This window comes from Deinococcus murrayi DSM 11303, from assembly GCF_000482805.1.
GTDB lineage: Bacteria > Deinococcota > Deinococci > Deinococcales > Deinococcaceae > Deinococcus > Deinococcus murrayi.
The window spans coordinates 84,883-104,493 of record NZ_AXWT01000016.1 but is presented as its reverse complement, the minus strand read 5'-3'; the positions used below and the strand labels follow the sequence as shown (position 1 = coordinate 104,493).

Below are 19,611 nucleotides of genomic sequence, written 5' to 3'. Positions count from 1 at the left end.
TCCGGAAGGGGGAAGTCAGGCCGGGAGAGACAGGAGCGGACGCCGTCAGCTCGCCTCATGACCCTCCTCCGGCGACCCGCACCCGCGCTCCGTCCTGGAGGCCGCCCGGCACGGGGGTCACCACCCTGGCTCCGGCGTCCAGCCCGCGCACGGCGACCTGCCCCCGCGCCTCGGCCTCCACCCGCACGGGCACGCGCCGGGCCACACCGTCCCCGACCACGTACACGGCGCTCTCGCCCCCCTCTACGCTGAGGGCCGCCGACGGCACGAGGACGCCGCCGCCCACCGCCGCTCGGTAGCGCACCTGGGCCGCGCCCCCCACCGGCAGGGCAGCCCCGCCTTCCACCCGCGCCGTCACGGGCACCAGGCGGTCGGCACCCGCCACCCCGCTCAGCCGCTGCACGGCGGCCACGTAGGTCTGTCCGCCCGCATCGAGGTTGAGCCGGGTGCCGGGCGCAAGGGCCGCCGCGTCCGCCGGGGTCACGTTGAAGCGGGCGCGGACCTCACCCGTTTCTACCAGCCGGAAGACGGGGCTGCCCTGTCCCACCGCCTCGCCGACCTCGGTCCCGACCGACACGACCACCCCCGCGAAGGGAGCGCGGACGACCGTGCGCTCCAGCGCGGTTTCGGCCTGGGTGACCCCGGCGCGGGCGCTTTGCACGCTGAGTTCGAGGGCTTCGGGGCTGCCCGCCCCCGCTCGCCCGTTTTGCGCGAGGGCGTTGCGGGCCTGCGCGAGGGCACTTTCGGCCTGCGCCTCTCCCGCCTGGGCCGCGAGGAGGGCCGCCTCAGGAAGCTGGCCGTCGTCATACCGCTTCTGGGCGTTCCGCGCTTCCTCGCGGGCGCGGCGCAGCCCCAGCTCAGCGGCGCGAACCCCCGCTTCCAGCGCGGGGCGAGCGGCCTGCACCGCCTCCCGCGCTTGCCGCAGGCTGAGTTCGGCCTGCTGGAGGGCCAGCCGCGCCGAGGTCAGCGCCTGCCGCGCCCCAGTATCGTCGAGCTGCACGACGGGCTGCCCGGTCGTCACCCGCTCGCCCTCCGCGACGAGCACGCGGGTCACCGTGCCGCCCGCCTGCGCCGCCACGTTGCTGTCGCGGCCCGCTTCCAGGGTGGCGGCCACCGTGCGAACCACCGTCAGCTCCCCCTCCTGTGCCCGCACCGTCCGCACCGCGAGCGCGGTTGTCTTGGGGGGCGGGGTCGAGAGCCGGGTAGCCCCCTCTCCTCCCCCCGGCGAGCAGGCCGTCAGCGCGAGGCACACGGTCAGCGGAAAAAGCGGCCAGCGGGGGCGGGTCACGCGAACCCCCGGCCATACGGGGCGAGGAGAGCGGGCTGGGGATGGGACATAGAAACAACCTCCACAAGGGACGAGGGGGCTAGGGGGCGAGGCCAGGCCACAACAGGTCGAGCAAGGCCGCGACAAACCGGCCAGGGTCTGCTGGGGAGGGGGGAGGAGCTGGGCCAAGGGGCGCATCCTCCTCCCATGCCCCGGCGAGCAGTTCGCGGTGAACGTGCTGGGTAAGCGCTCCCAGCAGGGCGAAGGCGACCACCTGCGGGTCTTGGGGGCGCACCCGGCCCAGCGCCATCTCGGCCCGCAGGTACGCCGCCAACGCGTCCTGGTCTCGGCGCAGGGGGTCCCCGATGCGGCGCAGCAGGGGGTTATGCGCCGGAGCGTGTCCCTGCGAAAGCATCAGCGTGAGGCGGGGCAGCACTCGCGCCGCGTCCTCCAGGAAGCGCCGGGCCACCTCCTCCAGGTGCCCGCGCACCTCGCCCATGCCCACCCGCCCCGGCAGGTCGTCGCGCCAGGGCGTTCCTTCCCGCAGCCCCACCGCCGCCTCGAAGAGGTCCGCTTTGGTGGGATACCGGGCAAAGAGGGTGCCCTCCGAGACGCCCGCCCGCCGCGCAATCTCGGCGGTGGTCACGCCCACCCCGCGTTCCAAAAAGGCGGCGCGGGCCGCCGCGACAAGCTGCTCGTCCGAGACGCTGCGAGGCCGGGGCATATACCTGAGTATGCACTCAAAAATGGCCGAAGGCGCTGTAGGAGGGCCTACACTGCGGCCCTGCGCCGAGCTACTGCACCGCCCGCGCTGGGCAGGTCACCCGCACGCGGACCTCTTGACCTTCGGACCAGACCTCCTGGCCTGCCGTGTGGACGAGCAGTTCCTGGCCGCCTAGCCGCACGACGTAGGTCACGTCGTGGCCCTTGTACTCGCGGGCGGCGATGGTGACCGGGGTGCCGTCCTCGCCGGGCCGGGCAAAGGCCAGGTGCTCCGGGCGCACGCTCACGAGCACCGCCCCCTGCGCGGGTTCCTCCAGCGGCAAGTCACCCAGGGCGGTGCGGGCCACGTGGCCGCTCGCGGTGCCTGACAACAGGTTGCTGCGGCCCAGAAAGTTGGCGACAAAGGCGGTGCGCGGGTGGGCGTAGACCTCGTGCGGGGGGCCGAGCTGCTCGGCCCGGCCCGCCCGCATGACGACGAGGCGGTCCGAAAAGGCGAGCGCTTCTTCCTGGTCGTGGGTGACGAGGAGGGCGGTGGTGCCGCTCTCGCGCAGGATGGCACGGACCTCCTGGCGGGTGGAGTGGCGCAGCCCCGCGTCGAGGTTCGAAAACGGCTCGTCGAGCAGCAGAAGCTGGGGCCGGGGGGCCAGGGCGCGGGCGAGCGCTACCCGCTGCTGCTGTCCGCCCGAAAGCTGGTGGGGGTAGCGGCCCTCAAAGACAGTCAGGCCGACGAGCGCGAGCGTCTCGCGGGCGCGGGTGAGCCGCTCGGCGCGGGGCAGCCCAGAGAGGCCGAAGAGCACATTGCCCAGCACGGTAAGGTGCGGAAAGAGGGCGTAATCCTGAAAGACCAACCCGACGCCCCGGCGCTCTGGAGGCACGGGTGGGGCGGTCATCTCGCGCCCCGCGATGCGGATGCTGCCGCGGTCCGGCGTCTCCAGGCCCGCGATGAGCCGCAGGGTGGTCGTCTTGCCGCAGCCCGACGGCCCCAGCAGGGTGACCAGCTCGCCGGGAGCGACCCGCAGGTCCAGGGCCTCCAGCACGGGCGGCAGCCCCGGCGCGTAGCTCTTGGTGAGGCCCACAATCTCCAGCAGCGGGGCAGGAGGGTCGGCGAGGGCCGCCGGGGGCGTCCCGGCGCGGGTCAGGGGGCCAGCAGGAAGGTGGGTCACGGCCTTTCTCTCCTCAGAATCAAGATGGTGAGCAGCGCTCCGCCCAGAGCCAGCACCAGGGCGTAGGGGGCGGCTGCCGCGTACTGCGCCTCCTCGGTGTAGGTCCAGACGTTGCGGGCCAGGGTGTCAAAGCCGGTGGGGGCCAGCAGCAGGGTCAGCGGCAGTTCCTTGAGGACACTCAGGAAGACGAAGGCCGCGCTCGCCAGCAGGCCGGGGCGCATCAGCGGCAGGACGACCCGCCACAGCGTCCGCCCCGGCCCCGCCCCCAGGACCCGCGCCGCCTCCTCCAGCCGGGGGGTCGCCCGCGCCAGCGAGGTGCGGATGGGACCGATTGCCTCCGCGACGAAGTGCAGGGTATAGGCCAGAATCAGGAGGGAAAACGTCTGGTACAGTCCCGGCGCTGCCCGCAGCACGAAGAAAATCAGCGCGAGGGCAAAGGCGAGGGGCGGGGTCGCGTAGCCCAGGTAGGCCACCCGCTCCGTGACCCTGGCCGCCCGCCCCGCGTAGCGATTGCCGATGTAGGCGAGCGGAAAGGCGAGCGCGGTGGTTGTGAGGGCCGCTACCCCCGCCGCCGTCAGCGCCGAGCGGGTCGCGTCCCACAGCCCGGCCAGGGCATAGGGATTTTGCTCCAGCCGCAGCCAATAGGCCACGGTCCCCAGCGGCACGACGAGCGCTGCGCCCCCCAGCAGCCCCACGAAGACCCAGGCGGGCAGCACCCAGCCGCGCAGCGGCACGCGGGGAGGCTGCCGTGCCCCCCCCGGCGATACCCGTGCCAGGAAGACGCCGCGCATCAGCCGCGCCTCCAGCCACAGGGTCAGCCCGGTCACAGCAAGCAGCATCAGCGCCAGCCACGCCGAGTACACCCGGTCGTAGGCCGCCGTGTACTGCTGGTAGATGGCCGCACTGAAGGTGGGGTAGCGCATCAGGCTGGTCACCCCGAAGTCGCCCAGCACGTGCAGGGTGACGAGCAGCCCGCCCGACAGCCACGCCGGGCGCAGGTGCGGCAGCGTGACCTCCCGGAAGGTCTGCCCCGGCGTGCGGCCCAGCAGCCGGGCGGCGTCCTCCAGCGCGGGGTCTTGGGTCCGCAGCGCCGCGTGCAGGTTCAGGAAGAGGTACGGAAAGGTAAAGAGGGTGAGCACCCCCAGTGCCCCCCAGAACCCGCTTGGCCCCGGCCAGGCGAGTCCCGTCAGCGCCTGAATGGTGCCCCCTGGCCCGCTCGCGGCAATGAGCGCGTAGGCCCCCACATACCCCGGAATCGCCAGCGGCAGGACCCCCAGCAGGGTAAGCACCCAGCGCGGGCGAAAGGTCGTGCGGGCCGCCAGGTACGCGAGCGGCAAGGCCACCGCCGTGCCCGCGGCGAGCACGCCCAGCGCCAGCCCCAGCGTGTTGCGCAGCAGTTCGAGGTTGCGCATCCGAAAGACGATGTCGCGCAGCTCCTGGGTCTCCGCGCCAAAAGCCCGCAGCACCAGATAAGCGAGCGGCAACACAACGCCCAGGGCGGTCAGGAGGGCGGGCAGGGCCAGGGTGGGGGGCAGACGTCGGCGCAGGGTCATGGGGAAAAAGGGGGCGGCGGCCACGGGGGACTCGCCGCGCCAAAGTTATCAGAGTGGATTGGTCAGGATTGGGGGGCGGGCGTCCCGAAGCCCAAAGAGGAGGGGGAGGCCCCACCCAACGGGCGAGACCTCCCCTCTGGGGCTGGCGGCTGGAAGCTGGCCGCTGGCACCGGCCTTAGAGCAGGCCCGCTTCCCGCAGCAGCCGCTGGGCCTTTTCGATGTTCTTGGGCAGCACGGCAGGGTCGAGGCGCGGGCTGCGCTTGGTCACGTCGCTGTAGGGCAGCATGGTCGTGGGCTGGATGATGTTGCCAATCACCGGGTACTCGAAGTTCACGCTCAGGAAGAAGGTCTGCGCGTCTTTCCCCGTCAGTGCCTGAAGGAAGCGGGTGGCCGCCGCCCGGTTCTTGCTCGTCTTCAGAATGCCCGCACCCGTGGCGTTGCCCAGGTTACCGATGTCGCCGTTCTTAAAGAAGTAGGTCTCGACCGGGTAGTTCAGGCGGTTGACCCGTTGGATGTAGTAGTGGTTGGTCAGCGCCACGTCAATCTCGCCCGCCCGCATCGCTTCGAGCATCCCGACGTTGCTCGTCTTGTAGTCCTTGGGTTGCAGGGCCTTCATGCCCTCCAGCCAAGCCTTGGTCGTGGCCTCGCCGTGCTTGGCAATCATGCCCGCCAGGAAGTCCTGGAAGGAGGGATAGGTCACCGTCCAACCGATGCGCCCCTTGAGGCTGGTCATCTTGGGCAGGTCGAGGACGCTGTCGGGGAGGTCCCCCGGCTTGATTTTGTTCGGGTTGTAGGCCAGTACCCGGAAGCGCACGGTGGTGGGCAGCCAGGAGCGGTCGTCGGGCACGTAGTCGGGGGCCACCCCGCGCACCATCGCGGAGGTCAGCTTCAGGAACTTGCCGTCCTCGGCCAGCTCTCCCAGCGCCCCCACCGAGTTGCCCCAGAACACGTCGGCGGGGCTGCGGCTTCCCTCCTCGCGCAGGGCGGCAACCAGTTGGCTATCGGTCCCGTAGCGGACATTCACCTTGATGCCCGTCGAGCGCTCAAACTGCTGCACGATAGGCTCCACAAAGGTCTTGGCCCGGCCCGTGTACACGGTGAGTTGGCCCTGGGCCAGCGAGGTTCCGGAGAGCAGCAGGGCGGCGGAAGCGAGCAGGATTCGCGTCATGGGGCGAATCCTAAGTAAACCGCTCGGTATTGTCAACTCAGGAGTAGGTGAAGCGGGGGGCAGGGGCCACCGCCGCCGCCCCCCACGTCCTGCGCTCTGGCTAGCGCTCCTCTAGGGCCAGCTCAATCAGGCGGGTGACCAGCTCGCTGTAGCTCAGGCCCGCCGCCTCGAAGAGTTTGGGGTACATGGAGGTGGTGGTAAAGCCGGGCATGGTGTTGACCTCGTTGAGGAACAGCTCGCCCGTCTCCTCGACGTAGAAGAAGTCCACCCGCGCCAATCCCGCGCAGTCCAGGGCACGAAAGGCGGTCAGGGCGAGGTTGCGGACGCGCTCGGCCACCTCGGCGGGCAGGGGGGCAGGGATGTGCATCTCGGCGCGGCCCTCGGTGTACTTCGTCTCGTAGTCGTAGAAGTCGGCGTCAAAGCGCAGTTCTCCGACCGGGCTGGCTATGGGCGCGTCGTTGCCCAGGATGCCGACCTCCACCTCGCGGGGCTTGTGGGGGGTCATCGCCTCCAGAATCACCCGGCGGTCAAGGGAAAAGGCGAGGTCGAGGGCCGCCTGCAAGTCTTGGGGGCGGCTCACCTTGCTGATGCCCACGCTGGAGCCGAGGTTGGCGGGCTTCACAAAGAGGGGAAAGCCGAGTTCAGCGGCGCGGGCCAGGACCTCCTCCGGGCGGGTCTGCCACTCGCGGCGCACGGCGAGGCGCCAGTCCACCTGCGGAATGCCCACCGACGCCAGCACCTGCTTGGTCATCACCTTGTCCATGCAGGCAGCGGACCCCAGCACCCCCGACCCCACAAAGGGAATCCCGGCGAGAGTCAACAGGCCCTGAATCGTGCCGTCTTCCCCCATCGGGCCGTGCAGCAGCGGAAAGACAGCGTCGTAGCCCTCCGCGCTCGCGGCGCGGTGCAGCACGAGGTCGCCGCCAGAGACGGCCTCTCCGGTCTCCAGGGCGCGGGCGGTGTCGGTGGGCGCGAGCCAGCGCCCCTGCGGGCTGATGACCACCGGGGTCACGTCGAACTGGTCGCGGGGCAGGGCCGCGAGAACGCTGCGGGCACTCATCAGGCTGACCTCGTGTTCGCCGGACTGACCGCCCGCCAGCAGCAGGATGCGCTTCTTCATCGCGGGGCAGTATGTCACCCCAGAGACCCCCTCTCCCAAGCGCCCTTGGCCACTCTCACATGCCCCCTTCAGGCTGCGCTATGATTGGCCCCGTCTGACACCCTCAGGTTTTCCGGCCCCGGCCCACTGGCCTACGGCGCGTCTCTCCGCTCTGCCCCAGGAGGCACCATGAAGAAAGTCGCTCTGCTTAGCTCGCTCCTCGTTGCTGGCGCTCTGGTCGGCACTGCTCAAGCTGCTGTCGCCAAGGACACGCTGGTCGTTCAGTGGTCCAGCGATGTGCCCACGCTGGACCCCTCTGCAACCTATGACACGGCCTCCGGTGCCATCGTCGAGAACCTCTACGAGACGCTGGTGACCTACAAAGGGGCCAGCATCCGCGAACTCGAACCCCTGCTCGCTACGAAGTGGACCATCAGCAACGGGGGCCGCACCTACACCTTCGACCTGCGCAAGAACGTGAAGTTCCACTCTGGCAACACCATGACCTGCGCGGACGCCGAGTACTCCTTCGAGCGCAACCTGGTCACCAACGCCGCCGAGTCGGGCAACTGGTTTATCGCCGAGAGCCTGCTGGGAACGGGCAGCAACGCCAATGATGACAAGAGCATCACCTGGGCCAAGATTGACAAGGCCGTCGAGTGCAACCGCGCTGGGCAGCTCGTCTTTACCCTGCCCAAGGTGGACCCCGCGTTCCTCTCCAAGCTCGCCTACGCGGGCCAGAGCATCGTGGACCGCCAGCACGCCATCCGCATTGGCGAGTGGAAGGGCACCGAGGCCGACTGGAGAAACTGGATTGGCAAGGACCTCCAGGGCAGCAACCTCAGCAAGCAGCCCAGCGGCACGGGCGCCTACCGCCTGGTGCGCCGCGACGCCAACGCGATTCTCGCGCAGGCCTTTGACGGCTACTGGGGCAAGAAGCCGGCCATTAAGAACGTGATTATCCAGAGGGTGCCCGAACTCGCCGCTCGCCAGCAGGCTTTCCTGCGCGGTGACGCCGACCTGATTGAGGCCGGTGGCCGCGCCAACATCGAAGAGCAGCTCAAGGGCAAGCCCGGCGTCGTCATTGTGGACGGCCTGCCCAACACGGTGGCTTCGGCGTTCTTCATGAACCAGAACATCAAGGACGCCTCGCGCCTGGGCAGCGGCAAGCTCGACGGGCGCGGCATCCCGGCGAACTTCTTTAGCGACGTGAACGTGCGCCGCGCCTTTGCCTACTCCTTCAACTACGCCCAGTACATCCGCGACGTGCAAAACGGCAAGGGCAAGCAGCGCACCATGCTGCTGCCCGACTCCTTCCCCGGCTACGACGCCAAGATTAAGACCTACACCTATGACCCCAAGCAGGCCGAGGCCTACTTCAAGCGGGCCTGGGGCGGCAACGTCTGGCGCAACGGCTTTACCCTGAACGTGGCCTACCGCGCCGGGTCCGTTCCCGCGCAGACGGCCATGGAGATTCTGAAGAAGAACATCGAAGCGCTGAACCCCAAGTTCCGCATCAACATTCAGCCCAAGGAATGGTCGGCGATGCTGAACGACTCCAAGGCGGGCAAGGAACCGATGATCATCATCGGGTGGGCGCCCGACTACGCTGACCCCGACAACTTCATGTACACCTTCTACTCCAGCAACGGGTACTACTTCCCCCGTTCCAACTGGAAAGACGCCCAGGTGGACAAGTGGCTGGAGCAGGCCCGCGAGACCACCAATACGGCCACCCGCAACCGCCTGTACTCGCTTGTCGGGCAGCGGGCCTACGAGCAGTCTCCCTACATCCTGATTCCGGCGGGCGTGGGCATCATCGCCCACCGCGACAACCTGCTTGGCGTGAGCGCGCGCACCTACAACCCGATGATCAGCTTCAGCGACACCGGGACCCTCTGGAGGGACCTCAGCAAGAAGTAAGCCGTCAGCAACAGCCGTCACGCGGGACGGGAAGGGTCAATCGGGGCCTTTCCCGTCCCCCTTTGTGGGGCGAACACTCCGCGTGTATGGTGGAGTGCTGACGCTCTTTCTCGCCTCACCTCCTTTCATCACAGAACCCTGGGCAGGGGCGAGAATCAGCGCCGACTCCCGGATTTCCGGAGATTCCTCCCTTCCTAGAGGTTGTCATGCTCAATTTCATCGTCCGCCGCCTCGCTCAGATTCCGCTGGTCATGCTGGCCCTGTCGGTGCTGATCGTGGCCCTCACGATGCTGCTCACGCCCGCGCAACGGGCGGCGGGGTACATCCGCAGTGACCAGCAGGCCGCGCAACTGGAGCGCATCATCCGCGAGCGGGGGCTAGACCAGCCCTTTCCGGTGCAGTACGGCAAATGGCTACAAAGTACCCTCTCCGGCGACCTGGGCTTTTCCAAAGCGAGCGGGCAGCCCGTGCTGGATACCATCATCGACCGGCTGCCCAACACCATCGAGCTGACGCTGCTGACGGCCATCCCCATCATCCTGATAGGGGTCTGGCTGGGCACCCTCAGCGCGTTGCACAAGGACCGTTTTATTGACCAGGTGCTGCGGGTGTTCGTGGTGCTGGGCTACAGCCTGCCGACCTTTGTGCTGGGCATCATCCTGTTGGCCGTGTTTTACGGCTACCTGGGGTGGCTACCGGGGGCCGGGCAGGTGGAGGTGGTCAATCAGTTCGCCATCGGGGACCTGCGGCGCTACACCGGGATGCTGGGCGTAGACGCCTTGCTCAACGGGCGCTTTGACATCGCGCTCGACGTGCTGCGGCACCTGATTATGCCTGCACTAACGCTGTTTATCGTCAGCAGCGCGACCATTCTCAAGGTGATGCGCAACAACATGCTCGAAGCGCTGACGAGCGATTACGTCCGCACCGCCCGCGCCAAGGGCCTGCCCGAACGCACGGTGAACCTCAAGCACGCCCGGCGCAACGCCCTGCTCTCGGTCATCACGCTGGGGGGCTTCCTGATTATCAATCTGCTGAGCGGCTCGATCATCACCGAGACCATCTTCGCCTATCCCGGCATCGGCCAGTGGGTGGTGCAGTCGGCCCTGCAACTCGACGTGCCCGCCGTGCTGGGCTTCGCGCTGCTCTCGGCCATCATTGTGGTGGTGGTGAGCACCCTGACTGACATCCTGTATGGGGTCGTTGACCCCCGCGTGAGGTTTGACTGATGACAAGTGTTCCCGCTGCTCCTGCCACCTCGCAGCGCCGCAGCCGCCTGCGCGATTTCCTGACCTCGCGGCCCATCCTCAAGCTGCGGCGCAATCGCCTTGCGATGGTGGGGATGGTCATCGCCCTGCTGTTTTTGCTCATTGGCTTTTTCGCCCCCATCATCGCCCGGCCCTCGGCGGGGTCCAACTGCCTGCGCGACCTGGGGGCCAGCAGCCCGCAGCAGGTCGCCAACCCGCTCGACCGGGTGTTCTGGCAGGCCCACTTCGCGGCCCCCGCGACCTGCTACGCGATCGAGCGCGAGAGCTTCTCGCCGGTGCCCACCCCGCCCAGCGAGACGGCCCGCTTCGGCACCAGCCAGGGCTACGACATCTTTTACGGCCTGGTGTGGGGCACCCGCACGATGTTCAAGCTGTCCTTTATCATCGTGGGCATCACCCTGGTGCTGGGCGTGATTATCGGGGCGATTAGTGGGTTTTACGGCGGCTGGATCGACAACCTGATTCAGCGCTTTATCGACGTGTTGTTCGCGCTGCCAGGCCTGGTGCTGACCATCATCCTGATTACCTTCCTGAAGGCGAGCAATCCCGGCATCGACCCCTCGCTCCCCATCATCCTGGCCTTTACGGTGACGGGCTGGGCGGGGTACGCCCGCATCGTGCGCGGGGACGTGCTGCGGACCCGGCAACTGGAGTATGTGGACGCGGCCCGCAGCCTGGGGGCACGCGACCCGCGCCTGATACTCAAGCACGTGGTGCCCAACAGCTTGGCGAGTGCGCTGCCCATCGCCATCCTCGACCTGGGGACCGTGCCGCTGGGCATCGCCGCGCTGTCGTTCCTGGGGCTGGGCTTCCCGACCGGGTACGCCGAGTGGGGGCAACTCGTGGACTTCGCCCGCGCCTGGCTGCAACCGCAATACTGGTACGTGATGGTGTACCCGGCGGCCTTTATCATCCTGTTCAGTCTCGCCTTTAACCTCTTCGGCGACGCCCTGCGCGACGCCTACGACCCCAAGACGCGCTGAGCCGCCGCCACCCCTCTGCCCGCCCCTGGCCCCCATGCCGGGGGCGGCTTCATTTGGCGCGTGCCCAAACGGTCAGGTCGCCGTCGTCCTCGTCCCAGGCGGTGCCGACGGAGAGGAAGCCCAGCTTTTCCAGCACGCGGGCACTGGCGGGGTTGCTCAGGGCCGTCTGGGCCGTGACCCGCCGCACCTCAGGGCGGGCGAGCAGGGCCGTCACCAGGACGCCAACCGCCTCGGTCGCATACCCCTGCCCCCAGGTGTCAGGGTTCAGGCCGTAACCGATTTCCACGTCGCCTGCCTCGTCCGGTACGCCGCCGCCCTTGGCCCCCATCTGGCCGATGGCGGTGCCGGTCGCCCGCTCGACCAGGGTGGCGCTCCAGCGTTCGCGTTCGGGGTCGAACGCCGCCAGCCGGGCAGGAAGCAGCGGCAAGAGGTCGCCGGGCCACGCCGGAGGGTAGGTCACGGTAAGGGGACCGTCCGGCGTAGAAAGGGCCACCGTGAAGGGGGCCTGCGCGAGCCGCCCCGCGATGACCTCACGGGTGAGGGGAACAAGGATGAGGCGGGAGGTCACGGCGTACATGGCCGCAGACTAGAGCGGGCCTGCTACAGCCGGCGTCTGCCGGATGGGGCGGGTCAGGCCCGGCGGAGACCCGCCGCCTGCACCCACCCCGGCACCCGGCCCCAGGCGGCGGCGTAGCCCAGCCCCGCCAGCGCCCACAGCGCGAGCGCGGCGAGGGGCTGGGCGAAGAGGGTGCAACCCAGCAAGAAGGGAACGGCGGGAGCGCCCCCCGATTGCAGGGCCGCCGTCAGAACGGCGCGGGTGGGGGGTTGAGCAGGGTCGCGGGCGGCGCGGCGGGCCAGCCGCAGCACCAGCGCGGCGAGCAGCACCCCCAGCCCGGCGAGCGCGGCGACCCACAGGGGGGGCAAGGCCGCGGGACCGCTCAGGGCGTAGGCAGCGCCCAGCGGCAGCCCCGGCACGGCCAGCACCGCAAAAGCCGCCGCTTGCGCCCGCCGGGCCGCCCGCACGAGGTCGGTGGGATGCCCGCTGCCGACCTCGCGGACAAAAGCCCTAAACATCGGCGGGGAGGGGGGTCAGGGCCTCGACGGTGGCGGGCACGCCGCCCACCTCCACCCGGTCCCCCGGCACGAGTTCGCGCCGCAGCCGGGCGAGGCTGAGGCCGCCCGCATGGGCACCCGACTGCCCCACAACCCGGCCCTCGCGGGTGACTTCCGCCCGTTCAGGCAGGGCCTCGCCGCGCAGCCGCGCCAGCCCGTAGCGGGCCTGCCCCCGCGCTTCGAGCCGGGCCATGATTTCCTGGCCCACGTAGCAGCCCTTGCGGTAGCTGATGGCGGGAAGGGGACCGCCCACGTCCAGCCCGATTTCGGGAATCAGGGTGCCCGCAAAGCCGTCGGCGTCCACGTCGGGAATCCCGGCACGGATGCGGGCGGCGTGCAACTCGGAGAGGGGCACCTCGGCCCCCGTGAGCGCCCCCAGCACCGCCTCCTCCTGCCGGGCGAGGAAGTGCAGGTCTACCCCCGCCCCCCCGGTGCGGTTCACGCGCCCACCCAGCACGGCGGCCCCCGCCAGCTCGAACTCCTGCGCGTCGCCGCCCGCCGGGTTCCAGCCGGGACAGTCCGCTTCGCGCCAGATGTGGATGGTGCGGAGGTCGGCGGAGAGGTCCCCCAGCTCGACCTGGTCGAAGATGATGTAGCGCCGCAGCCGCTCGGCGAGCGCCGGAGCCTGCCCCGCGCCGAGGTGCAGGTACACGTCGCCAGAGCGCTTGTACACGCGGGCGAAGAACTCAATCTGCCCGCGCACGTTCAGGAAACAGGCGGCGACCAGGCCGGGGGTGGGTGCCCCCCGCAGGTCGTTCGTCATCTGCCCCTGCGCGAAGTCCACCCGGTCTGGCCCGGTCAGGCGCAGGGCGCTGGAGGGAAGACGGGTCCACATGGGGCCAGGCTACGGGAAAAGGCGGGGGCGATGTGGGGCGGGGGGCAGATTCAGGGCAGATGCCCATCTGGGATTGCTTAGATTCCAGAACATCCGGAAAAGCGCCGGATGATCTTCCATCGCCGCCGTCCCGTGGTTGTTGCCACTCGCTTCGCTCGGTGGATTCTCTGGAATCCACGCAAGGTTGGTCTCAGTCGCTCGCCGCCGCCAACTCGCGCCCGGCCCGCAAGGCCCGCTGCGCCTCGCGGGTGAGGTTCCAGCGGGTTAGGTCGGAGACGCCCTCGCGCACAATCGCCTCGGCGTGGGGCAGGGCGGCGCGGCGCGAGGCGAGGTTGCGGCTCACGATGGCGGTGAGGTCGTCGAGGTTGTAGAGGAAGGCACCGGGTACGCCCCCGATGCCAGGGTCGAGGATGCGCGGCACACTGATGTCAATGAGGAACATGGGCCGCCCCGCACGCCCCTCCAGCGCCGCCGCCACCCCCTGCGGGTTCAGAACGTAATGGGGCGCGGCGCTCGACGCCATCACGACGTCGGCCAGGGGCAGCGCCTCGTGCAGCAGCTCGGCGGCGCAGGCGCGGCCCCCCACCCGCTCGGCGAGCGCCCGCGCCCGCTCGGCGGTGCGGTTGACGACAATCACGTCGTCTACCCCCGCCGCCCGCAGGTGGGTCAGGGTCAGCTCGGCGGTCTCGCCCGCGCCCAGGATGAGGGCGGTCCGCCCCGTCAGGCCCCCCAGGGCCGAGTGCGCAAGTTCGACGGCCACGCTCGACACGCTGACCACTCGGTCGGCGAGGGCCGTCTCGGTGCGGACCCGCTTGCCCGCCGCGAGTGCGCCCTGCGCGACCTTGTTCAGGACCGTGCCCGATAGCCCCAGCTCGCGCGAGAGCTGCCAGGCCCGCTTGACCTGCCCCTGAATCTGCGTCTCCCCGATGACCAGGCTGCCCAGGCCCGCCGCCACGCGGTAGAGGTGGGCAGCGGCGGCCTCGCCCCGGTGCACGTACAGGTGCTCTTGCAAGTCCGCGCCCCAGGCGTCCCCAAAGACGGCGCGGGGGTCGCCGCGCAGTCCGGCGAGGTAGACCTCGGTGCGGTTGCAGGTCGCCAGCAGCATCACCTCGCGGGCAAAGCGCGAGAGCTGCGCGAGCACGGCGGCTTCCTCCCCGGCGCGAACGGCGGCCCGCTCGCGGACCTCGACGGGGGCGGTCTGGTGGTTCAGGCCCACGACCACGAAGTCGAGTGCCACAGGGAGGGCCACGTGCGACCGGGCGAGGAGGGCGCGGCCCGTCGGACAGGCGAGCGTCACGCGTCCCCCCCGGCGGGCGCGAGGCCCAGGGCTGCCCGGATGTCGGCCCGCAGCGCGGCGAGGGCAGCCCCGCGCTCCGGCTGCGGCAGGCTCAGCGCGGCCTCGCGGCGCTCGGCCCAGGCGTCCACCTGCTCTGGCGCGGGCAGCAGCCCCCCGACGCGCTCGGCGAGGGCCTGCGCGAGCAGCGGCAGCTCGCGCCCGGTCGTGAGGGCCACCTCTACCCCGCCCCGGCGGGCGACGGCGGGAAAGCGCAGGTTGCCCGCCCCGGCGTCCCCGGCGTGGTTGACCAAGGCACCCCCAGCGCGGGCCTCGGCGGTCACGGCGGCGTTCACCTCGGCGCGGTCCGTCGCCGCGACGACCACCCGCGCCCCCGCCACGTCGCCGGGGCGGTAGGGGCGGGGGTCATGGGCCACGGGCAGGGCCGCGAGGTCGGGGTGCAGGTCGGGGGCCACCACCCGCACCCGCAGCCCAGCTTCCAGCAGGGTGCGGGCACGGCGCAGCGCCACCGGGCCGCCCCCCACCACCACGGCAGCCTCACCGCTCAGATTCAGGAAGGCGGCCAGCGTCACGCGGGGCAGCATAGCGCGGCCCCGCCGGGGCGGGCGTCCCCGACCGAACGGTCAGAAACCACGCGCTGGCGGGCACTTTTGGGCGGACGGGCCGCTTCAGACGCGCCGGGAACCTGGTCCCAGCAGCGGGAGAGAGACAAACGCCGCGACGACCTCCGGGTCAAACTGCCGCCCTGCCTCGGCCCGCAGGAGGTCGAGGGCGGCGGGCGCGCTCAGGGGGGCGCGGTAGGGCCGCACGTGGGTCAGGGCGTCAAAGACGTCGACCACCGAAAAGAGGCGGGCCAGACGCGGGATAGCCTCTCCCGCCCGCCCGTCGGGATATCCGGCCCCGTCCCAGCGCTCGTGGTGCGAGCGTACGACCCCCAGCACCTCAGGCGGCATACCGGGAATGCGCCGCACCAGGGCCTCGCCCATAAGCACGTGCTTTTGCATCAGTGCCCGCTCATCGGGCGTCAGCGGCCCCGGCTTGAGGAGGATGCCGTCGGGCACGCTGAGCTTGCCGATGTCGTGGAGGTAGGCCCCCTGCCGCAGGTGCTCGCGCTCGCCTTCCTCCAGCCCCAGCGCCCGGCCCAGCCGCTCGGAGAGGGCGACCGTGCGCCCGGTGTGGCCCTGGGTTTCGTAGTCGCGGGCTTCGAGGGCGAGGCCCAGGGCCAGCAGCACTCCCTCGCGGGTAGCGGCGGCGCGAGCGGTTTCACGGATGCGTTGCAGGGTGACGGTGCCCGTATTGGCAAAGGTGGCCAGCAAGTGCTCGTCTCGGCGCAGGAACGGGGGGTCCTCGCGCCCCACCGTCAGCACGCCCAGCAGCCGCCCGGAGGAGGAACGCAGCGGCGCGTACAGCACATGCTGCGGCGGAACTCCGGCACGGCGCACGGCCCAGGGGGGCAGGTGCTCGCGGCGCAGGTGCAGCACCGGGTCTGGCCCCAGCGCCGCCCGCCAGGAGGCTCCCTGCCCCCGCGGCAGGGTCCGGCCCAGGTCGTCGGCGTGTTGCCCCGCCTGGGCGGTGACCCGCAGCACGTCCAGTTCGGGCAGGTAGCGCAGAAAGAGGGCGTAGCGGGTGCCCAGCAGCCGCACGCTTTGCCGGGTCAGGATGGCTTCGACCTCGCTGCGCACCTGGGCGCTGAGCAGCGCCTGGCTCAGGTCGAGCAGGATGCCCAGGGCCGCCCGGTCGTCCGCGCTCACGCGGTCCCCCAGGGCAGGTGGGTCCGCGCAGGGGGGCACATGGGGATAGGGTGACACAAGCCCGCGCCCCCGCGCCGGGAGTCTGCACCGGGTGCAAGGGCGGGCAGGGGCCTCAGCTCAGGCCCAGCACCGCGCCCTCCGCGGCGTCCGCGAGCGCTTCCAACGACGCCTCCCGCGCCACCGTCACGTGGGTAAAGCCCGCCTCCCGCGCCGCGTCCGCCGTCTGCGGCCCCATCGCCACGACTCGGAAGTCGGTGCCCGCGAGCCCGGCGAGGTGCCGCGCCGCGCTGCCCGAAGCCAGGGTCACCACGTCGGCCCCGCGCAGCCGCGCCAGCGCCGCCTCGCCCAGCTGGGCAGGTTCGGTGCGGTACAGCTCGGCGCGGGCGTAGCGCACCCCCCGCGCCCCTAGCGCCCGCTGCAGCTCGGCCTCCGCGAGCTGGGAGGTGAGGTGCAGGGCCAGCTCGCCCGGTGCGGCGGGCAGCTCCGCCCCCAGGTGCCTGGCTCCCGGCGTGCTCGGCACGAAGTCGGCAGGGCGGCCCCATGCCGAGAGCGAACGGGCCGTGCTGGGGCCAACCGCCGCCACCCGCACCCCGGCGAGGTGCTCGGCCCCTAGCCCCAGCCGTTCCAGGTGCTCGGAGAGGGCCGTGACCCCCTGGTTGCTGGTGAGCAGCAGCCAGCTCACCCCCGACAGGTCGCGCAGCCGGGCGTGTAGGGCGGCCTCGTCCCCGGCAGGTGCAAAGCGGATGAGGGGCACTTCCAACACCTCGGCTCCCCGCGCGCGCAGCACGTCCGAGAGGCGGCTGGCCCCCTCCCGCGTGCGGGTGACGGCCACCGTGCGCCCGGCGAGGGGCAGGGCGCTCACCGGGCCTCCGCCTCCGCCGCCTGCAAGCGGCGGAACAGGTCAGAGTCCTCGAACCAGCGCAGCGACTCCCGCAGCCGCACGACCTCGCCCACCACGGTGACGGCGGGGGCTTCCAGCCCGGCCTCGCGCACCGCCTGGGCGATGGTGCCGAGGGTGCCCGTCGCCACCCGCTGCCGCCCGGTCGTGCCCCACTGCACGGTGGCGGCGGGCGTCTGCGGGTCGCGCCCCGCCGCGACGAGGTCGGCGCTGATGGCTTCCAGGTTCCGCACCCCCATCAGGAGCACCAGCGTATCCACCCCGGAGAGGCGCTCGTAGTGCGCCCCGCCCTCCTGGGTATTCCCCGTCAGCACCGCAAAACTGCGGGCCAGCTCGCGGTGGGTGACCGGAATCCCGGCGTAGGCGGGCGCAGCGATGGCGCTCGTGACGCCGGGGATGACCTCGAAAGGGACTCCAGCGGCGACGCAGGCCTCGGCTTCCTCGCCGCCGCGCCCGAAGACGAACACGTCGCCACCCTTAAGCCGGGCGACCCGCTTCCCGCCGCCCTCCCGCGCCTTGTGCACGATCAGCGCATTGATTTGTTCCTGCGAGATGTACTCGGAAAAGCCCTTTTTGCCGACATAAATCGTCTCGGCCTGCGGGCAGTGGCGCAGCAGTTCCGGATTGGCGAGGTAATCAAAGAGCACCACATCGGCCTCCCGCAGGGCCTGTGCCCCCCGCAGGGTGAGCAGCCCTGGGTCACCCGGCCCTGCCCCGACCAGGGAGACGAAAGCGCGGGAGGGGGGGGCGGGGGCAGCGTCGGTCATGCAGACAGGCTAGCGGGCCGGGGGCGGGACAGATGGGCGGGGGGCTAGGGACGCCCGGTCCCCTCCCCCTCCAGCCCTACGGGCGCGTCGGGGAGGTCGTCGGGGGTCGGCACCGTGTAGGTGTACGAGTGGGCGATGTCCGGCATCTCCAGCGACTCGTGGCCCCGGTTAACGATGCGGCCCCCCGCGTACTTGGCCACGCTCAGGAGGGTCAGTTCCCAGTTGCGGCGCTGTCCGGCGTGCGCCCCGAAGATGTAGGCAAGGCGGTCAAACTGCGAGTTCACCCGCAACAGCGACTCGATTTGCAAGATGACGTGCCCCGGCTCCTCCTGCGGGTAGACCCGAAAGTCGGAAGTGCCCGCGTCGGGGTGCAGCCGCAGGGTGCGCACGCGAAAGCCCAGGGGGTCGACATGCTCCACGACCACCCGGCCCCGGCGCACCAGCATCATCTGAATCGCCAGCCGGGTGCCCTTCTCGACGGGCGGAATGGGGCCGTCCAGCCCCCGAAAGGCGGCGAGCCACCGGGGGGCATGCTCCGGCAGGTGCTCGCGCCAGTGCCGGGCGATGTCCTCCGGGGTGCGGGTGGCCCCCTCCAGCTCCACCCAGTAGCGGCGGCGGGTGAGCGGCCCCACCCCGTCTTCCGGCCCCGACGGGCGCAGGGGGTCGGGCGGCCCCTTCAGGGCGTAGGCGGCGGCAGCGAGGGCGGGCAGGGCGAGAAAGCGCAGCAGTCGGGACATGGCGATACCTCCGTGGGCTTCCCCGGCCAGGAGGGGCCGGGCATCGCGGGCAGGCTAGCTGCCCCGCCGGGGCCGGGGGCATGACCGGGGTTCATGCAGCGGAAAGAGAGGCGGCCCCTACGGAGTCCGTAGCAGAGTCACGTGGGCGGGGTCAGGCCGTTCGCCGTCCGCACCGCGTCGCGCACCGCCGCGCACACCGCCTCCTGAACGAGCGCGACGAGCAGCAGGGGGTCGGCGACGGGCCGAACGCAGGAACTCAGCACAAAGGTGCTATCCCCGTCCCAGGGGGTGTGGCTGGGGTGAATCACGCGCCCCAGCGCCGTCTGAGCGGCGTCCGCGAGGCGGCAGGCTTCGGGTTTGGTGAGGAGGTGCTCGGTGGCGACCGCGACCAGGGTGGTGCTTTCCACGTCGCCGGGGGTAAAGGCACTGGCACCCGGTCCTACCCCCGGCCCAGCCAGCACGCCGCCCCGCTCGTCGAGCACGTCCCCGATGGGATTCACGACCGCCAGCGCCCCCACCGCGACCCCATGCCGCTCCAGGTAGGCGCTGCCCAGGCCCCCCGGCACCGCCCCCACACCGAGGTACTTGCCCGCCGTCGTGCCCGTGCCCGCGCCGACGCGCCCGCGCCCAACCGGGGCTGCCGACGCCGCCCGCGCCGCGAGTTCGCCCTCGCGCTCGCCGGGGCGCGCTTTGGGGTCCCCCACGCCGAGGTCATAGACCACCGCCGCGGGCACGAGGGGCACCCGCGCCCAGGGCGTCTCGTGGCCCACCCCGCGTTCCTCTAGCACCCGCACCACCCCGGACGCCGCCGCGAGGCCAAAGGCGCTGCCGCCCGTCAGCAGCAGGGCGTGAATGCGCTCGACCTTCTTTTCCGCCGCAAGCAACTCACCCTCGCGGGTGCCGGGGCTGGGGCCGAGAAAGGACGCCGAGGCAACCGCGCCCGCGTCCGGGCAGAGAATCACCGTGCAGCCGGTCAGGCCGACCGGGTCGGTCCAGTGGCCGACTCGAAAGCCGGGAATGGCGGTGAGGGTCGTGTTGAGAGGAGTCACGCGACCATTGGACCATTCCG

General features: G+C 70.9%; 19 protein-coding genes. 3 read left to right on the top strand and 16 right to left on the bottom strand.

Features of this window, described 5'->3' with window-relative positions:
* Positions 1-55: 55 nt before the first annotated feature.
* The 6 genes from H565_RS0102605 to H565_RS0102580 form a co-directional block, all read right to left on the bottom strand.
* A complete protein-coding gene (locus tag H565_RS0102605; RefSeq protein ID WP_027459672.1) occupies positions 56-1,288 on the bottom strand; it encodes an efflux RND transporter periplasmic adaptor subunit in 1,233 nt (410 codons plus the stop codon).
* Positions 1,289-1,367: 79 nt separating this feature from the next.
* The gene (locus H565_RS0102600; RefSeq protein WP_027459671.1) at positions 1,368-1,991 is read right to left on the bottom strand and encodes a TetR/AcrR family transcriptional regulator; all 624 of its coding nucleotides are present in this window, start codon (positions 1,989-1,991) and stop codon (positions 1,368-1,370) included.
* Between the two features lie 70 nt (positions 1,992-2,061).
* Positions 2,062-3,153 carry an ABC transporter ATP-binding protein gene (locus H565_RS0102595; protein ID WP_342663787.1) on the bottom strand — a complete coding sequence of 364 codons (1,092 nt, stop codon included), beginning with the start codon at positions 3,151-3,153 and terminating at the stop codon, positions 2,062-2,064.
* Positions 3,150-4,706 (bottom strand): ABC transporter permease, encoded by a 1,557-nt coding sequence (locus tag H565_RS0102590; RefSeq protein WP_027459669.1) that lies wholly within the window; start codon positions 4,704-4,706, stop codon positions 3,150-3,152. The genes H565_RS0102595 and H565_RS0102590 overlap by 4 nt, the downstream gene beginning before the upstream one ends.
* A 175-nt stretch (positions 4,707-4,881) precedes the next feature.
* On the bottom strand, positions 4,882-5,874 hold the full coding sequence (locus H565_RS0102585) for an extracellular solute-binding protein (RefSeq protein ID WP_027459668.1): 993 nt from the start codon (positions 5,872-5,874) through the stop codon (positions 4,882-4,884).
* A 100-nt stretch (positions 5,875-5,974) separates the two neighbouring features.
* Positions 5,975-6,994, bottom strand: a complete 1,020-nt coding sequence (locus H565_RS0102580; protein WP_027459667.1) for a D-alanine--D-alanine ligase family protein — start codon at positions 6,992-6,994, stop codon at positions 5,975-5,977.
* Between the two features lie 168 nt (positions 6,995-7,162).
* Here H565_RS0102580 and H565_RS0102575 point away from each other — a divergent pair, with 168 nt between their 5' ends.
* From H565_RS0102575 to H565_RS0102565, 3 genes are all read left to right on the top strand, one after another.
* Complete coding sequence (locus H565_RS0102575; protein WP_027459666.1) at positions 7,163-8,896, top strand: ABC transporter substrate-binding protein; 1,734 nt, start codon at positions 7,163-7,165, stop codon at positions 8,894-8,896.
* A gap of 206 nt (positions 8,897-9,102) precedes the next feature.
* On the top strand, positions 9,103-10,125 hold the full coding sequence (locus H565_RS0102570) for an ABC transporter permease (protein WP_027459665.1): 1,023 nt from the start codon (positions 9,103-9,105) through the stop codon (positions 10,123-10,125).
* Positions 10,125-11,147 (top strand): ABC transporter permease, encoded by a 1,023-nt coding sequence (locus H565_RS0102565; RefSeq protein WP_027459664.1) that lies wholly within the window; start codon positions 10,125-10,127, stop codon positions 11,145-11,147. The genes H565_RS0102570 and H565_RS0102565 overlap by 1 nt, the downstream gene beginning before the upstream one ends.
* A 49-nt stretch (positions 11,148-11,196) precedes the next feature.
* Here H565_RS0102565 and H565_RS0102560 read toward each other — a convergent pair whose 3' ends face one another.
* The 10 genes from H565_RS0102560 to H565_RS0102520 all read right to left on the bottom strand — a co-directional run bounded on the left by H565_RS0102560 (position 11,197) and on the right by H565_RS0102520 (position 19,591).
* The gene (locus H565_RS0102560) at positions 11,197-11,724 is read right to left on the bottom strand and encodes a GNAT family N-acetyltransferase (protein ID WP_027459663.1); all 528 of its coding nucleotides are present in this window, start codon (positions 11,722-11,724) and stop codon (positions 11,197-11,199) included.
* Between the two features lie 53 nt (positions 11,725-11,777).
* Complete coding sequence (locus H565_RS0102555) at positions 11,778-12,221, bottom strand: hypothetical protein (RefSeq protein WP_027459662.1); 444 nt, start codon at positions 12,219-12,221, stop codon at positions 11,778-11,780.
* A complete protein-coding gene (ygfZ, locus tag H565_RS0102550) occupies positions 12,214-13,095 on the bottom strand; it encodes a CAF17-like 4Fe-4S cluster assembly/insertion protein YgfZ (protein WP_027459661.1) in 882 nt (293 codons plus the stop codon). Before ygfZ ends, H565_RS0102555 begins: the two co-directional genes overlap by 8 nt.
* Positions 13,096-13,285: 190 nt before the next feature.
* Positions 13,286-14,392, bottom strand: coding sequence for a glutamyl-tRNA reductase (hemA, locus tag H565_RS0102545; protein ID WP_027459660.1), 1,107 nt, complete (start codon positions 14,390-14,392; stop codon positions 13,286-13,288).
* Entirely contained in the window at positions 14,389-14,961 is a 573-nt protein-coding gene (locus tag H565_RS0102540; RefSeq protein ID WP_245576149.1) for a precorrin-2 dehydrogenase/sirohydrochlorin ferrochelatase family protein, read from the bottom strand. Before H565_RS0102540 ends, hemA begins: the two co-directional genes overlap by 4 nt.
* A 96-nt stretch (positions 14,962-15,057) precedes the next feature.
* Positions 15,058-16,140, bottom strand: coding sequence for an HD domain-containing phosphohydrolase (locus H565_RS16540; RefSeq protein ID WP_245576148.1), 1,083 nt, complete (start codon positions 16,138-16,140; stop codon positions 15,058-15,060).
* Between the two features lie 112 nt (positions 16,141-16,252).
* Positions 16,253-17,002, bottom strand: a complete 750-nt coding sequence (locus tag H565_RS16765; RefSeq protein WP_051363371.1) for a uroporphyrinogen-III synthase — start codon at positions 17,000-17,002, stop codon at positions 16,253-16,255.
* Positions 16,999-17,805, bottom strand: coding sequence for a uroporphyrinogen-III C-methyltransferase (gene cobA / locus H565_RS16760; protein WP_051363370.1), 807 nt, complete (start codon positions 17,803-17,805; stop codon positions 16,999-17,001). Before cobA ends, H565_RS16765 begins: the two co-directional genes overlap by 4 nt.
* A 44-nt stretch (positions 17,806-17,849) precedes the next feature.
* Positions 17,850-18,542 (bottom strand): DUF1990 family protein, encoded by a 693-nt coding sequence (locus H565_RS0102525; protein ID WP_027459658.1) that lies wholly within the window; start codon positions 18,540-18,542, stop codon positions 17,850-17,852.
* Positions 18,543-18,679: 137 nt separating this feature from the next.
* The gene (locus H565_RS0102520; RefSeq protein ID WP_027459657.1) at positions 18,680-19,591 is read right to left on the bottom strand and encodes a P1 family peptidase; all 912 of its coding nucleotides are present in this window, start codon (positions 19,589-19,591) and stop codon (positions 18,680-18,682) included.
* Between the last annotated feature and the right edge of the window lie 20 nt (positions 19,592-19,611).